Annotated in this window: 11 protein-coding genes and 3 pseudogenes; 4 read left to right on the top strand and 10 right to left on the bottom strand. The window is 58.6% G+C overall.

Translation table 11 applies throughout. The annotated features are described in order from the left end of the window. Positions 1 to 96: 96 nt before the first annotated feature. The 7 genes and pseudogenes from istB to LY284_RS36360 form a co-directional block, all read right to left on the bottom strand. A complete protein-coding gene (istB, locus tag LY284_RS36390) occupies positions 97 to 912 on the bottom strand; it encodes an IS21-like element helper ATPase IstB (RefSeq protein WP_375294349.1) in 816 nt (271 codons plus the stop codon). Beyond that, positions 896 to 1834 (bottom strand): annotated as a pseudogene (locus LY284_RS36385) (IS21 family transposase); the annotation flags it as partial. The gene istB and the pseudogene LY284_RS36385, both read right to left, overlap by 17 nt. A gap of 86 nt (positions 1835 to 1920) precedes the next feature. Continuing rightward, entirely contained in the window at positions 1921 to 2919 is a 999-nt protein-coding gene (locus tag LY284_RS36380) for a tyrosine-type recombinase/integrase (protein WP_029672325.1), read from the bottom strand. After that, on the bottom strand, positions 2916 to 3677 hold the full coding sequence (locus LY284_RS36375; RefSeq protein WP_144403836.1) for a tyrosine-type recombinase/integrase: 762 nt from the start codon (positions 3675 to 3677) through the stop codon (positions 2916 to 2918). Before LY284_RS36375 ends, LY284_RS36380 begins: the two co-directional genes overlap by 4 nt. Before the next feature lie 32 nt (positions 3678 to 3709). Continuing rightward, positions 3710 to 4141, bottom strand: coding sequence for a hypothetical protein (locus LY284_RS36370; RefSeq protein WP_029672327.1), 432 nt, complete (start codon positions 4139 to 4141; stop codon positions 3710 to 3712). Positions 4142 to 4304: 163 nt separating this feature from the next. Further along, positions 4305 to 4889: pseudogene (gene istA / locus LY284_RS36365) on the bottom strand (IS21 family transposase); the annotation flags it as partial. An 855-nt stretch (positions 4890 to 5744) separates the two neighbouring features. Then, a complete protein-coding gene (locus LY284_RS36360) occupies positions 5745 to 8135 on the bottom strand; it encodes a heavy metal translocating P-type ATPase (RefSeq protein ID WP_375294348.1) in 2391 nt (796 codons plus the stop codon). 81 nt (positions 8136 to 8216) lie between these two features. On the opposite strand from LY284_RS36360, the gene cadR reads away from it, so the two are divergent. Continuing rightward, complete coding sequence (cadR, locus tag LY284_RS36355) at positions 8217 to 8648, top strand: Cd(II)/Pb(II)-responsive transcriptional regulator (RefSeq protein ID WP_033536745.1); 432 nt, start codon at positions 8217 to 8219, stop codon at positions 8646 to 8648. A 33-nt stretch (positions 8649 to 8681) separates the two neighbouring features. Here cadR and LY284_RS36350 read toward each other — a convergent pair whose 3' ends face one another. Further along, a complete protein-coding gene (locus LY284_RS36350) occupies positions 8682 to 9983 on the bottom strand; it encodes an Nramp family divalent metal transporter (protein ID WP_029672333.1) in 1302 nt (433 codons plus the stop codon). A 169-nt stretch (positions 9984 to 10152) separates the two neighbouring features. Between LY284_RS36350 and LY284_RS36345 the strand changes: the two genes are divergently transcribed. The 3 genes from LY284_RS36345 to LY284_RS36335 are packed head-to-tail and all read left to right on the top strand — an operon-like array spanning position 10153 to position 12615. After that, the gene (locus tag LY284_RS36345) at positions 10153 to 10674 is read left to right on the top strand and encodes a transposase (RefSeq protein WP_372492581.1); all 522 of its coding nucleotides are present in this window, start codon (positions 10153 to 10155) and stop codon (positions 10672 to 10674) included. Further along, the gene (gene tnpB, locus LY284_RS36340) at positions 10650 to 11003 is read left to right on the top strand and encodes an IS66 family insertion sequence element accessory protein TnpB (RefSeq protein ID WP_077162218.1); all 354 of its coding nucleotides are present in this window, start codon (positions 10650 to 10652) and stop codon (positions 11001 to 11003) included. The genes LY284_RS36345 and tnpB overlap by 25 nt, the downstream gene beginning before the upstream one ends. Positions 11004 to 11034: 31 nt before the next feature. Then, entirely contained in the window at positions 11035 to 12615 is a 1581-nt protein-coding gene (locus LY284_RS36335; protein WP_233392125.1) for an IS66 family transposase, read from the top strand. 51 nt (positions 12616 to 12666) lie between these two features. Here the strand turns inward: LY284_RS36335 and LY284_RS36330 are convergent. Then, positions 12667 to 13032: pseudogene (locus LY284_RS36330) on the bottom strand (DUF305 domain-containing protein); the annotation flags it as partial. 23 nt (positions 13033 to 13055) lie between these two features. Continuing rightward, entirely contained in the window at positions 13056 to 14264 is a 1209-nt protein-coding gene (locus tag LY284_RS36325; RefSeq protein WP_029672335.1) for a permease, read from the bottom strand. Between the last annotated feature and the right edge of the window lie 2 nt (positions 14265 to 14266).

Here is a 14266-nt window from a genome sequence, read left to right as displayed (position 1 = left end):
GCGGCCATTTCTCTGCGAGCAATTCGACCGCACCCCCGAAAGCCGCACCCCCACTTTTTGCATCTAAAATTGACCCACCCCTGATGTGCAGAAACATCATTCTGGTGCGTCGATTTCCTCCTCTTTTTGTCGTCTGGGTGAGCTTTTCCGGGTTGCAGCCCGCGAAGCGGGCTGCCCCGCGGTGCTGTTTTTGAAGCGCCAAGAATCGTTGCCTGTTTCGACGATATGGCAGTGGTGCGTCAGACGGTCAAGCAGCGCAGTCGTCATCTTCGCGTCGCCGAACACGTTCGACCATTCGGTGAAGCTTAGGTTGGTCGTAACGAGAATGCTCGTACGCTCGTATAGTTTCGAGAAGAGATGAAACAACAGTGCGCCACCCGTTTGAGTGAATGGGAGATAGCCCAGCTCGTCCAGAACGATGGCGTCGACGTACATCAAGCGATTCGCCAGCTGTCCCGGTTTGCCGGCGGCCTTCTCGGCTTCGAGCTGATTCACAAGCTCAACGGTGGTAAAGAATCGAACTCGCTTCCCGTGATGCTGTATCGCTTCGATGCCGATGGACGTCGCAAGATGCGTCTTTCCTGTGCCCGGGCCACCGATGAACACAATGTTTTGCGCGGATTCGCAGAATCGAACAGTATGGAGTTCTCGCACAAGAGCTTCATCGACATTCGCCTGCCCGAAGTCGAACCCGGCGATGTCACGATGGGCAGGGAAACGAGCTGCGGCCATTTGGTAGTTGATTGACCGGACCTGCCGCTCAGCAGTCTCCGCCTTCAGCAGCATCTGCATGAATTGCTCCGGGTCGAAGTCGTTGTGACGCGCCTGCGCTACCAGTTCGGGCCATGCTTGCGCCATTCCGTGAAGCTTCAACGATTTGAGAAGTGCAGCTGTTTCATTCGACATGACCATCCTCCTCATTGCGCGTAACTCGCAGCCGCTCGTAACGGCGAACGTCTGCAAGCGGTTCGACCTTGAGCGTGATTGCTGTTCTCACAACGTCACCCGGACGCTGCGACGGACTTTTTAGTCGAGCAAGGATGTTGAGGACATGGTCACCGCTCGGGCGTCCGGACTCGAGCGCTAATTCCACGGCGACGAGCACGGCTTCCAATCCATGAACGGGAGTCGCAGCGAGAACCTGAACCATCACGCGGTCGCCACCGGTTTGCTTCAACAAGTGTCTCTGCAGACGAAGCATTGGTTCGGGCATCGTCAAGAACGGGGCCCCGTTTCGCAAGGAACCGGGCTTACGCTCCACGAGATTGATGTAGTGCCGCCAGTCGTAGAAGGTTTGATAACGGTCGAAACTGCGTGGATGGCGCGCAATCTCGGCGCCATCCGCCACGACGCTGATGTAGGTTGGATAGCTCCGGAGGCTGACGATTTGATGGGCATACTCCGTCGGCACGCTGTAACGGTTCCGGTCGAGATGCACCAAACTCGTCGGCGAGACGCGCACCGGCTTCTCAATGTAGCCGTCGAAGGGCTTTGGAACCTGCATCAGCCGTGGACGTTCGTCGGCCAAGGCGTCTTCGACGCTCAGTTCCGGCCATTGTGGATGTCTCAGCTGCTTCCAGGCCTGTTGGCATCGCTCGGCCAACCATATGTTAAGGACCTCGAGCGATTCCCACCGGATATTGATTGCATCGTGCCAAATCTGTCGGCGCCGGTCCTGAACGTTCTTCTCGACGATGCCTTTCTCCCAGCCGGCCGCTCGGTTGCAGAATTCAGGCTCGAAGAGATAGTGGCCGCACATCGCGTGGAACCGCGCATTGATGGCTCTCTCCTTGCCCGGCCCAACCTTGTCGACGGCGGTCTTCATGTTGTCGTAGTTTTGTGCCCGGACTCGTTTTGTGCCCTAGCGGCCTGAGACGCGCACCGGCATTGACGAGTCACCGGCCGCGAGGCACATAAGCTTCAAAGCGATTGCAGCCACTTCATCAGGTCTTTGTCTTGGTGCCATCCGTCGCGAGGCGGGGATGCCGCCGAAGCCGTCGGAGGCATGCATGCTGCGAGAGCGGCTTGCTTGGTTCGCATCGTGATCTCGGCGTACCGATTAGTTGTGTCGAGACTGACATGACCGAGCCAGGCACGGATGACGTTGGTTTCAACTCCCGACTCCAGCAATCGGACCGCGGTCGTGTGTCGAAACACATGGGGCGAAATATTCCTGCCTTGATCGTGGCCATCGCTTCGCACAAGGTTCTGCGTGTTCCGCCTGACGAGTTTGTAGATACCAAAGCGCGTCAGCGGTTGGCGTCGACTCGAAACGAAGAGTGCTGCTTTCGCGTCGCCGCCCTGCACCGTATCCAATTCCTTGAGCAAAGCGGCCGTTTCGGGCCAGATGGGGCAGCCCCGCCACTTGTCGCCCTTGCCATGTAGTCGCACGCGCAGCGGCCCCTCGAGATCGACATCGCCGACGCGCAGATCGGCGATCTCCTGTACGCGAGCACCCGTGTTGTACAGCAGCATCAGCAAGGCTTGATCGCGCAGCGTCCCCTGCGAAGCAAGCGTCCGGAATAGCCGGTCGATCTCATCGTGTTCCAAGTAGCGCGTTGGCGCGGGCGATGTCCGCTTGTTCGGGATAGCCTCGACGCGCTCTGCCTCGGCCAACATCTCGCAGTGATGTAACGCCACAAAGCGATAGAAGGTATGCAACGCGGCCAAGCGCTGGTTGCGCGTTTGCGGCTTGTTGTGGCGCTGAACCTCGATCATCTGCAGGAATTCGAGTACCCTCTGCGATGATAGATCCGTCAGACTGAGACGAGTGACCGGTTTGCGACGCGCGTGAGAAACGAAGGCGAGGAACAGCTTGATCGTGTCTCGGTAACTCCTGACCGATCCGGGACGTAGTCCCTTCTGGACCTTCAGATAGTCTTCGAAGAAGCTGAACAACACCTGCCCGACGGTGCTCATGATTGTTCTCCTCCAGGTACGAACATCCGAAATCGTCTGTCGGCTTCGTGCAACAACTCCTCGGTGATCGTCAGGTACACGGCAGTGGATGCCGGGTCTGCATGTCCGAGGAAGGTTGACAGATGGATCAAGCGCGAATTCGGATCGATTCCCGAGCGATACCAACGCAACAAGGTTCCGACCGCGAAGGCATGCCTCAGATCGTGTAGCCGTGGGGTGCATACACCGCTCGGGATGTTCAACTCGAGGTGCGGCAGTAGCGAGTGAAACGTTAGGCTGATCGTGCCTTCATGGATGGCTCCGCGCTTGGTGAACGTGAACAGCGGGGCCTCGGGATCGGGGCGCGGGCCGAAGCGTCGATCGACATAGCGTGCCAGGCGCTCGCCCATGCGTGGACCAAACGGCACAAGCCGGGACTTATAGAACTTGGTATCCCGCACCGACAGCATTGCACTCTGGAAATCGACGTCCCCCACCAACAACCTGGTGACTTCGCCGACCCGCAAGCCCAGCCCGTACAGCAAGGCGAACACCATCTCGTAGACCAACGCGCGATGTGGCGCCTTCGGCCGGGTACGCATGCCTCGGGCGGCCTCGAGCAACCGCTTCGCGTCGTCAAGGCTAAACAGGTAGGGGATGCGCTGGCCGGTCACGCGGCGAGAACAGGCATTGACCGGGTTGCCCTCGAGCACTCCTTGGATCGATGCCCAGTCGAAGAATCGCCGCGTTACGCCCACAAGGTGGTTGTAGCTGCGCACACGGGCACGCGGACGTGAAGCGAGGAAGGCGTCTATCTTAACCCGCGTTCGTCGCGCAAGTAGCTAGCAAATCCGGGAGCTTCCGATTCGAACGGGAACGGCTTGCGTTGACGATGTGGCCCGACGCTGCCATACAGCGCCAACTCCAGCATCTGTCGAACTGGATTACGCGCGTCATAAGCGACCTTCGCGCGAGCGATATCGGAATTGCACGACTTACCGTGAATCGACAGCCAGTGCTGCGCGAAGGCATCAATGTGGTCCAGCGCAGTCTGGCCGTCGGTTGCGCCGCGGGCGCTTGCGAATTCGCCGAACTGGCAAAGAATCGGCACCCGTCTGAAAACGTTGCGGTCCGCATAGCCCTGTGCACGCAGCCAACTGACGTAGTGCTCGATATAAGCCCCGGCGACGTTGGCCAGAATACGATCGACGGTGGCCGGCTTGACGTAGTAGTACTCCAACATGACAACCTCCGTTCCAAAATGGGAAGGGAGATTGATCATCCACCATCCGACCTGCGTTATGTGTCCGCTCGCAGTCGAGCCTTGAGGCGCGGTGCGCGTCTCAGGCCGCTAGGGCACAAAACGAGTCCGGGCACAAAACTACGATTTTGTGGCTGGCCACAAAATCGTAGATGCCGCGCCGAGGAACGCCGCCTAAGGCCACGAACGCTCGCGCGTGCGCGTCGAACAACATCTCGTGACTTTGCGTCGGATAGGCCACCAGCCAGAAGGCACGACTCGCGGCGAGCTTCATGTGGGCAACTTCTATCCGTCGCCTCAGCCCTCCGATAAAGACATACTCGCAACTCCAGTCAAACTGGAACGCTTCGCCGTATTCGAATGCGAGCGGCACGAAGGCACCGCGCTGCGCCCCAGCATCGCGTGCCTTCTTCCAGTTGCGCACAAACGCTGAGACGCGGTCGTAGCTCCCGTCGTAACCGGACGCGCGCAAATCCTCATATATCTGCGTTGCGGAACGACGCTCTCGCCTAGGTCGCGTTGTGTCGGCGACCAGCCACAACCTTAATTGCTCAGACCACGGGTCAATAACGCTGTCGTTGACGCGTTTCGGATACTTGGGCTCGCCCGTCGTGGGCTCGCGCAGCCAACGTCGAATGGTGTTTCTCGAGAGCCCCGTCTGTCTCGCAATGTCCCGAAGCGGGACGCCGTCGCGGAAATGCATCCGCCGAATCTTGGCCAACATGCTCACGGTAATCACTCCGTTCTGCTGCTTGGCGTCCAAGCAGGAAGTTGAACATGTGGGTCAATTTTCGATGCAAATTTCTAGCGGAAGTGGGTCAGTTTTGCGCGCGCATCAACATACAAGAACAACGAGAACAACCGCCGGCGTAGGGTGTGGCCTTTTTCTAGGGTCCCGTTTTCGACGGGTACCTGCACGACGTGCGCACCGATGCGCAGCAAGACCCAAATGCAGTCTTCACCTCCGCTGAGTTCCGAACGAGCCGTGTTCAGGCCGAACGTGTGAGGCAGGGATACTCAATTTCGTCCATGCGTCGTGCCGCGGTAGATTTGCCGGCTTCGACGACTTGAACTCAGTCGAACGCGTCCTACAATGGACTTCATCGTAACCAAGCCTCTCTTTGTCCCCAATGACATTTCCTGTTAGCGGCAATTTGAAAGTGCAAACAGAGATGCTGACCTTCCTCGTCATCTCCCACCTTGCGACCAAATTCGCGACCGGTGGATGGATGTCAACAGAGAATACCGTCGAGTCTTCCGTTTTCTGGTCGAAATCAATGCAGCGCGACGAAGATGTCGTAGCCCGGGTTATGTTGACAAGTCGTGCGCTATCGATTTCGAAGGTCATCGAAGCTGAGACTGGCCTCACGCTGAGCGGCAGCGCTCTAGCGTCCATCTTTGACAGCAATCTGCGGTTGGACTTCTCCTCTGCCACGACTCGCGATATTTACGAGCGGTGTTACAGGCATCTTCTGATGGTCAGGTAGGTTCAAAACCATACTCCAAACTATCTGCGCCTCAGGCGGAGCAATTTCGACGACGACCGCGTGGTGAACGCCAACCGAGCAGAGACCCTTACCCAAATCTACTTGCGCAGCAGTCGCAAGCCGTTCGCAACGACGAGCAGGCTCGCTCCCACGTCAGCGAACACGGCCATCCACATCGTCCCGAGTCCACCGATGGTCAGTGTAAGAAAGAGTGCCTTTATGCCAAGCGCCAACGTGATGTTCTGGACCAACACCGTGTGGGTCGCCTTCGAAAGACGGATGAACGTGGGAATCTTGCGCAAATCGTCATCCATCAGCGCGACGTCGGCCGTCTCGATAGCGGTATCCGTACCCATCGCACCCATGGCGAAGCCGATGTCCGCCCGCGCGAGTGCTGGTGCATCATTTATGCCGTCACCCACCATGCCGACCATCGCATTAACACTCGACAGGCTCTCGACCACGCGCAGTTTGTCCTCGGGAAGCTGGTCACCCTCGGCGCGGTCGACGCCCACTTCCTTGGCAATCGCTGCCGCAGTGTGTCCGTTGTCACCTGTGAGCATCGCGGTTCGCACGCCGAGCGCGCGGAGCTCGGAGATTGCTTCGCGGCTCGATTCCTTCACCGTGTCGGCAACAACAAAGAGACCAAGCACACGCTTGTTATCCGCGAGCATAACCACAGTCTTTCCGTCTCGCTCGTATGGTTCTAGTCGAGCCTCGAGTTCCTGCGAACAACGGCCAAGCTCCTCAACGAGGCTGTGATTACCGAGGGAGTAGTGGCGACCATCCACGCGTCCCGCGATACCTCGTCCAGGAATCGCCTCAAACTCCTCGACTGAGAGCCGCGCCACGCCATCGGCATTTCCTGCTCGCGTGATGGCTGTCGAGACAGGATGGTCTGAGCGACTCGACAAGCTGGCCGCAATAGAGCGCACGAACATGCTTTCGATGTCGGTCGCATGGAGCTCGAAGGCGACTTGCACCGGCTTACCGTAGGTAATAGTGCCCGTCTTGTCGAGTGCAAGCCAACGAAGCCTCCGACCCTGCTCGAGGAATGTGCCGCCCTTGACCAGAATGCCTTTGCGAGCAGCGGAAGCAAGACCACTAACTATAGAAACCGGCGTCGAAATCACAAGTGCGCAAGGGCAAGCGATGACGAGCAGCACCAGTGCCTTGTAGACCCAGTCAAACCATGCGCCGGCGAAAAGGAGCGGCGGAACGATGGCGACGCCAAGCGCAACCACGAAGACAATCGGGGTGTAGACCTTGGCGAACTGGTCGACAAATCGCTGCGTCGGGGCTTTGGTGCCTTGAGCGTCCTCGACCGCATGAATGATGCGCGCGAGCGTCGAATTGTTCGCCGCAGCGGTGACTTGAAACTCGAATGAACCCGATTCGTTGATGGTGCCTGCGAAGACGTTATCGCCGAGACCTTTTTCAACCGACATACTTTCGCCAGTAATTGGTGCCTGGTTGACCGTGGTACGCCCCTCTGTGACAGCCCCGTCAAGCGCAATACGTTCTCCAGGACGTACGCGCACAATCGCGCCCAAGTCGACGCGTGCCGCGTCAACGTCGACCCACGAACCATCTGCCTGCTTGACCGTCGCGGTTTCGGGCGCGAGGCTCATCAACCCTTCGATTGCGTTGCGGGCTCGGTCGAGCGATTTCGCCTCGATGAGCTCGGCAATTGTGAACAGCACCATCACCATCGCAGCCTCGGGCCATTGGCCTAAGGCCAACGCGCCCGTAACCGCGATGCTCATCAGCGCGTTGATGTTCAGGTTCAGATTCTTGATGGCGACCCAGCCCTTCTTGTAGGTGCCAATACCGGAACACGCAACGGCCACCAAGGCAAGCCCTGCTACGACCCACACTGACGCACCGAGCCAGTCGGAAACTTCTGCACCGAACGCGGCGACACCGGCGATGACCAATGGCCACCAGGACCTCTTGACCTGCCTCGGAGCGTGACGTGCGGCCGCTTCGTCGCCGAGTTCCGGCGTGAACCCAAGAGTCGAAAGCGCTTTGACGACTGCTTGGAGACCGTCGGGCCGATGAACTACTGTGAGGACCCGCTGCATGAGATTGAATTGCATCTCGGAGACCTCAGCCATTCCGCCGAGCTTCTTGCGAATGAGCGCTTCCTCCGTCGGGCAGTCCATCTGCATTATCCGCATCTGAGTGCTGACCAAGCCTCCGACCGCCGAAGACTGAGTGAGCGCAGCCAGAGCGGGCTGCGCTTTACTGTACCCACCATGCGGTGCGTGGTCGTGTCCATGGACGTGGTCACATTGCGCGTCTCGGCGATGCTCATGAACGTGACGATTGGTCGAATGCCCTGCGTCGTCATGCACCCGTCCTGTCGCATCTTCATCGAGTATGTCTGCGCAGGTATTTCCACGGCAACAACCATCGTGCGTCTCGCGCTTTGTTTTGGCCTGTTGCAACGCGATGTCCGAGCTTTTTTTACCGCAACAATCTTCCATGTCTGCTATCCGCTTGGTATATGCTCCCAGTAAACACCTTGGAGGAACTCCAAGGTCAAGGGTTTTTTGGGGGACAGATGTATGAGAATTGGCGAACTGGCAAAGGCGGCCAACTGCACAACAGACACGGTCCGGTTCTACGAAAAGGAAGGCTTACTCCCGCCGCCTGAGCGGACCGAGGCGAACTATCGTAACTACACTCCCGCCCACATCGACCGTCTCCGCTTCATACGAAACTGCCGCGCGCTTGACATGACGCACGATGAAGTTCGAGCGCTGCTGTCCGCATCGTACGAGCCGAGCATCGGATGCGGCACCATTGACTCGCTGCTGGACGAGCACATCGCGCATGTCGACGAACGTATCGCAGAACTTGTCCGCCTGCGGGAACAACTGGGTACTCTGCGCGCCCGTTGCGCGGGCGACGCGGCGGTCAAAGAGTGTGGAATTATGCAAGGTTTAACCTCGATGGAAACCACGCTTGAGAAACATCGAGGAACTCATCTGGGCTAGGAGGCAGCGGTTCATCGGCCTCACGAGCCGCGATTATCCTCGTGCTAATCCGAACGTTTGCAGCAACAAGAACGCGTTGAGTGCCAGGACGATGACCGCTGCCCCCGCGGCCAGTATGGTCGTAGATGCGCTATTCTTGCGGACACCCATGATGTCCTGTCGGCTACTAAACCATAGCAGCGCCAGCATCGGAAACGGCAACGCCAGGCTCAACACGACCTGACTGATGACGAGCGCAGTTGTAGCATTTACGCCGAAGCCGACTACCGCAAAACTGGGCAACATGGTCACGACCCTCCGCACCCATAGCGGGATACGAAAGCCAACGAATCCCTGCATAATCATCTGGCCGGCCATCGTTCCCACGACCGAGCTTGATATCCCGGAGGCGATTAGGGCAAGTAGAAAAATGCCTGCAGCGCCAATGCCCAGCAGCGGTGCCAATGTGTGATATGCCGTCTCGATTTCGGCGACATCAGGGTGTCCCTCGTGGAATGCGCCGGAAGCCATGATGACCATGGCCATATTGATAAGGCCGGCAGTGCTCAGCGCGATGACCACCTCGAGGTTCGAATACGCCAGTAGCGTGGTGCGTTCAGCTTCTGTCTCTGGGAGCATGCGCCTTTGAGTTAACCCAGAATGGAGGAACAACGCATGTGGCATGACGGTGGCACCAATGATGCCGACAGCAATAGTGAGAGCTTCTGAATCTGGAAGACGTGGCGAAAAGGTATGCGTGAAGACTTCTGGCCAGGCGACCCGTACGATGAACAGTTCGGCTAGGTAAGACAAGCCAATCACGCCCACCAGCCCCCCGATTGCAAGTTCGAGCGGACGGAAACCGGCGCGCTCAAACAACAGAAGCGCGTAGGTCACGAGAGCGGTGACAACCATGCTGACAAACAAAGGCATGTGGAACAGCAGGGATAGACCGACTGCTCCGCCCAGAAACTCGGCCAAATCCGTGGCCATCGCGGCCACCTCGCTCACGCCCCACATGAGAAGGACGAGGGACTTCGGAAAGTGTTCGCGGCAGAGCTCAGCGAGGTTTCGTCCGGTAACTATCCCCAGCTTCGCCGAAAGCGCCTGAAACAGCATGGCTATTAGATTCGCCAACAGCACAACCCAGAGGAGCGTATAGCCGTACTTCGCGCCAGCCTGAATGTTCGTCGCGAAATTCCCTGGGTCCATGTAGGCGATTGAGACGACGACCGCCGGGCCAAAAAACGGCAGGAACACCCGCGCGCCTCGCCCTTCGAGCCGCTCTCGCATCGCCGACTTCGTTTGCTCCGTCAGGGTTTTACGTCTGTCCTTGCGACGGGCACGGTCGTCCATTACCACTCCAGCCTGTCATCTGATGCACGCGCTGCACGTCAGCAGTCCGCCTGCACGCTGACACATCATTCGCCAGCGTGCTTGGCTTGCCACCTCTTCATGTAAGGTAAGCGGTCAATAAAAGACGCCCTTCCGTCTAGGGGCAGAAGGTCAGAAGCTAGGTGTCCACGTGGACACCTGCACACTGACACTGATGACAGAGAACAAAGACCTCAAGAGCCGCCTGGTGATTGGCGCGAAACGCGATGGCCGTCGCGAGTATGACGAAGCCGCACGGGACGAACTTGTCAGGATGTGCCTGAAGCCCGGCGTGTCTATCGCGCGCACGGCCATGGAACATGACGTAAATCCCAATCAGCTTCGCAAGTGGATCACTCGTTACCGTCAGCAGCGAATGGCGCAGGCCCAGCAGAACTTGGCGTCAGGGGTCGCAGACGGCACGCTGATCGATACTCCGACATCGGCGCGCTCGAGCGTGGCGCCGGCATTCATTCCAGTTGTCACCGCGCCATTGGCACCGCCCGATGTGACTCAAGAGCGGTCGCCGCCCCTGCCGTCGATGGTCGTCGCACTTCATGTGCGGCTGCCGAATGGCGTCGAGTTCGAGCTGGGCAACGCGAGTCTCGAAGAACTGGCGACGATCGTCCAGATGCTCGGGAGGCTACCGTGTTCCGGTTCGACGATGGGCTAAAGGTCTACGTTCACCGCGATCCCGTTGACTTCCGGATGGGCATCAATGGTTTGTCGATCCTCGTCGAGCAGGCGATGTCGCTAAACCCGCTGGACGAGGCCTTGTATGTGTTCGGCAATCGACGTCACGATCGTATCAAGATCATTGCCTGGGATGGCAATGGGTTCTGGCTTCTCATGAAGCGGCTCGAAGGTCATGATCGCTTTGCGTGGCCCAACGATGCGGCCGTCGTGATGCTGAGCACAGAGCAATTACGCTGGCTTCTACAGGGCGTGGACCTCGCCGCCATCAAGAAACACCCAAAGCGATATTATGCTCGCGTGAGCTGAACATCGACGCAGCATGCCTGTCTAACCGGGCATGCCGATCAATGTCACGATCACTGCCGAGGAACTGAAGGAGTTGCTCGCCGCACGCGACGCACTTGGTGCCGTTCAGCAGGAGCGTGACGAACTGCGCGGCACACTACGGCTGGTGACAGCGGAGCGGGATCTCGCGGAAGAGCGGCTGCGAGCGTACAAGCGCGAACTGTTTGGCGCGTCTAGCGAATCGCGCGAATCGGACCAGCTTGGTCTGTTCAATGAAGCCGAAGCGCTCACGGTCTCCGGCGGACAGCCCGCGCAGGAAGATACGGCAAATACAGCGGTGTCTGCCCACACACGCAAGAAGCGCGGCCGCAAGCCGCTCGAGCCGAGCCTGCCGCGCGAGGTCGTCCGGCACGAGCTGCCCGAGTCCGAGCGCTTCTGTGGTCACGATGGCCACGCGCTCGTGGAAATCGGCGTTGAGATCAGCGAGCAACTCGACGTGATTCCAGAGCATATCCGCGTCATCCAGCATCAACGCGTCAAGTACGCTTGCCCCTGTTGCGATCTGGGTATCAAGGTAACGCCGCCACCACCGCGGATCATTCCGCGCGGCCTGCTTACCGAATCGGCACTGGCGTGGATCATCACCGGCAAATACCAGTTTGGCATGCCAATCTATCGTCAGGCCGGGCTCTTGCGACGCTTCGGCGGCGACATCTCGTCGAACACGGTTGCCGTCAGCGTTGTGCGGGTTGGGCTTGCGACCCAGCCGGTGATCAACCTGATGCGCGACACGTTGCTCGAAGCAGATCTGATCTATGGCGACGAGACGACCTTCCAGGTGCTCAAGGAGCCCGGGCGCCGACCGCAAACAAAGAGCTACGTCTGGGCGCAAATGAACGGTTCGGGACCGCCCATCCGACTGTTCACTTACACGCCGGGTCGCGGTGCAAAACACGCCGCGCAACTATATGCCGGCGTCAGATCGGGGGCTGCGTTGATGACCGATGGATATGAGCTGTATAGCGGCATCGCGCACGACCATCAGCTCGTCCATCTTGGTTGTTGGGCTCATTCAAGGCGCGCGTTCGTCAAGGCGGAAGATACGGTGCCCAAATCCGCTCGCACTCCGGACCTTCTGTCAACTCGCTTCATCAACCTCATCGGCAAGCTGTTCGCGGCTGAGGCGCGAAGTGCGAAGTGGAGCGCCGTTCGCCGGCTGCGACTACGCCGCCGCTATAGCGCCCGCGTGCTCGCCGTCATCGAGCAATTGTTGATTGAGCATCTGCCTGCCGTCGTGCCGGGTAGCATGCTGGGCAAGGCGCTGCAATATCTGAATCGGCAGTGGCACAAGCTGAGCCGCTACATTGAGAACGGCGACTATCCAATCTCGAACAACGCGTGTGAAAACGAGATTAGGCCGTTCGTCGTTGCACGCAAGGGCTTCCTGTTTGCCGATACGGTTTCCGGCGCGCATGCGAGCGCGAATCTTTACTCACTGGTCCAGTCGGCAAGAGCCAACGGTGTCGATCCGTATCGATACCTCACGTGGCTACTCCGAGGCCTGCCGCTCGCGCAGACCGTCGACGACTACGCCGCGCTCCTTCCTTGGAATATGCCCGCCGAAGTGCGGTAAGTCATTGCCCAGTTCAATAACCCTGATGGGCGTCGTTAATTGACCGCATACCATGTAAGCAATCTCCTCATCTTGTGCCTTGATAATGTTCTTGGCCAGTCGCTTCATGTCGGGGTCCTTTCCGTACTTCAACTCCACCTTCGCCATATCCACGGCGCCTTGGTGATGGGGAATCATGTGCGCCACAAAGTCCTTGTCGGTGTTGCCCGTGTAGGGCGGAGCACTCATGTTTTTCATCATCTGTTCGCCGCCCTCCTTGAAGGCATGGGTTGCAGGGTTCGAATCACCGGCGGTCGACCCGGCCATACTCATGGCGGGCATCGACGCACTCTGCTGTGCGTGCACCGCGAGCGAAGCGCCCGAGAGGGCCACGCCAGCACAGACGGAGATGACATTGAGGAAGGTTACGTATTTCATGCTGGAGCTCCTTGCAAGTGAAATCAGTTGGATGGGTCCTGGCGATGATGATGCGCATCGGCATGTCCAGAGTGATGCCCGTGAGCGCCGTGCTCGTGATGGTCGCCCTCCATCATGCGCATCATCTCCGGACCACCTGTCCTGAAAAATACGACTGTCAAGACGATGAAGATTGCACCAAAGATGATGTCGAGTACGGTCGTGTAGTTGAATGTAATCGCTGCGTCGACGACTGCCGTGTGGCGTTCGCTCGGCACCCACCCGAGCGACTGGAAAAGCCCTTCGACCACGAGTGCCGCTGAAACCATTGAAAGATAGAAGGTCACAGCGAGGAACACCGTCATGCGGCCGCCGTAGTATTTCCTGTAGATGTTGAGGATGGGGAGAATGATGAGGTCGCCAAAGATGAAAGAAGCGACGCCACCGAAGCTGATGCCACCGTTCCACAGTACTGCTGCGAGCGGCACGTTACCCACGGAACAGGTGAACGACGCAACGGCAATCAGCGGGCCTACAAACGCGCCCCAAATCATCGCGACCGTAGGGTGGCTGACGAGGAAGAATTTCTGCCAGAAGCTGTCCGGCACCCATGCGCCGAGCGCGCCCGCGATAAGCAACCCTATTGCAATATCGCGCCAAAGCATCGACCAGTTCATCACGTAGCCGTGACTGATGGCTATCCAACCCTCTCTGGAAGCGAGACGTTGCTTCCAGGTCCCTTGCTGTTTGCTCATCGACATGGCGGCGTGACCCTCCATGCTGCCGGCAATACCCTCGTTCGCCTGTTCGATAGCCTCGCTTTTCAGCGAGCCCTTGAGAAAGAATCGGAAGAGTAGCGACAAGACGACAATCATGACTGGGCCGCCGATGAACTCAGCGGCTGCGAACTGCCAGGTAATCAGCACCCACATCAGCACGCCGAGCTCGAGCACGAGATTGGTTGCTGCGAACTGGAACGCCATCGCGGCCGTGAAGTCGCCTCCCTTGCGCACGATGGAGCGGGTCATCGCGACGGCGGCATAGGAGCAGGAGGACGAGGCAGCGCCGAGCAGACTGGCAGTTGTCAGCGACCCGGCGGACGCATTCGGAAGAAGCTTCGACATCTCCGACTTGGAGACAGCGACTTCAATCAAAGCGGAAAACAGGAAGCCGAGACTCAGCCCCCAGAATATCTGCCACAACATTGTGAAGGACATCCACAACGCGTGACCGAGGGCAGTGACAATCTGCATCG

Origin of the sequence: Caballeronia sp. PC1, assembly GCF_021353155.1 — a bacterium.
GTDB classification, from domain to species: Bacteria; Pseudomonadota; Gammaproteobacteria; order Burkholderiales; family Burkholderiaceae; genus Caballeronia; species Caballeronia cordobensis.
Note: the sequence above shows the minus strand (reverse complement) of the source record. Positions and strands in the feature narration are given on the sequence as shown.

Excerpts from the sequence above, each read along its gene's own strand:
- istB (WP_375294349.1), bottom strand. The coding sequence starts at position 912 with ATGGTCATGTCGAATGAAACAGCTGCACTTCTCAAATCGTTGAAGCTT.
- LY284_RS36380 (WP_029672325.1), bottom strand. The coding sequence starts at position 2,919 with ATGAGCACCGTCGGGCAGGTGTTGTTCAGCTTCTTCGAAGACTATCTG.
- LY284_RS36370 (WP_029672327.1), bottom strand. The coding sequence starts at position 4,141 with ATGTTGGAGTACTACTACGTCAAGCCGGCCACCGTCGATCGTATTCTG.
- LY284_RS36360 (WP_375294348.1), bottom strand. The coding sequence starts at position 8,135 with ATGGAAGATTGTTGCGGTAAAAAAAGCTCGGACATCGCGTTGCAACAG.
- cadR (WP_033536745.1), top strand. The coding sequence starts at position 8,217 with ATGAGAATTGGCGAACTGGCAAAGGCGGCCAACTGCACAACAGACACG.
- LY284_RS36350 (WP_029672333.1), bottom strand. The coding sequence starts at position 9,983 with ATGGACGACCGTGCCCGTCGCAAGGACAGACGTAAAACCCTGACGGAG.
- LY284_RS36335 (WP_233392125.1), top strand. The coding sequence starts at position 11,035 with ATGCCGATCAATGTCACGATCACTGCCGAGGAACTGAAGGAGTTGCTC.
- LY284_RS36325 (WP_029672335.1), bottom strand. The coding sequence starts at position 14,264 with ATGCAGATTGTCACTGCCCTCGGTCACGCGTTGTGGATGTCCTTCACA.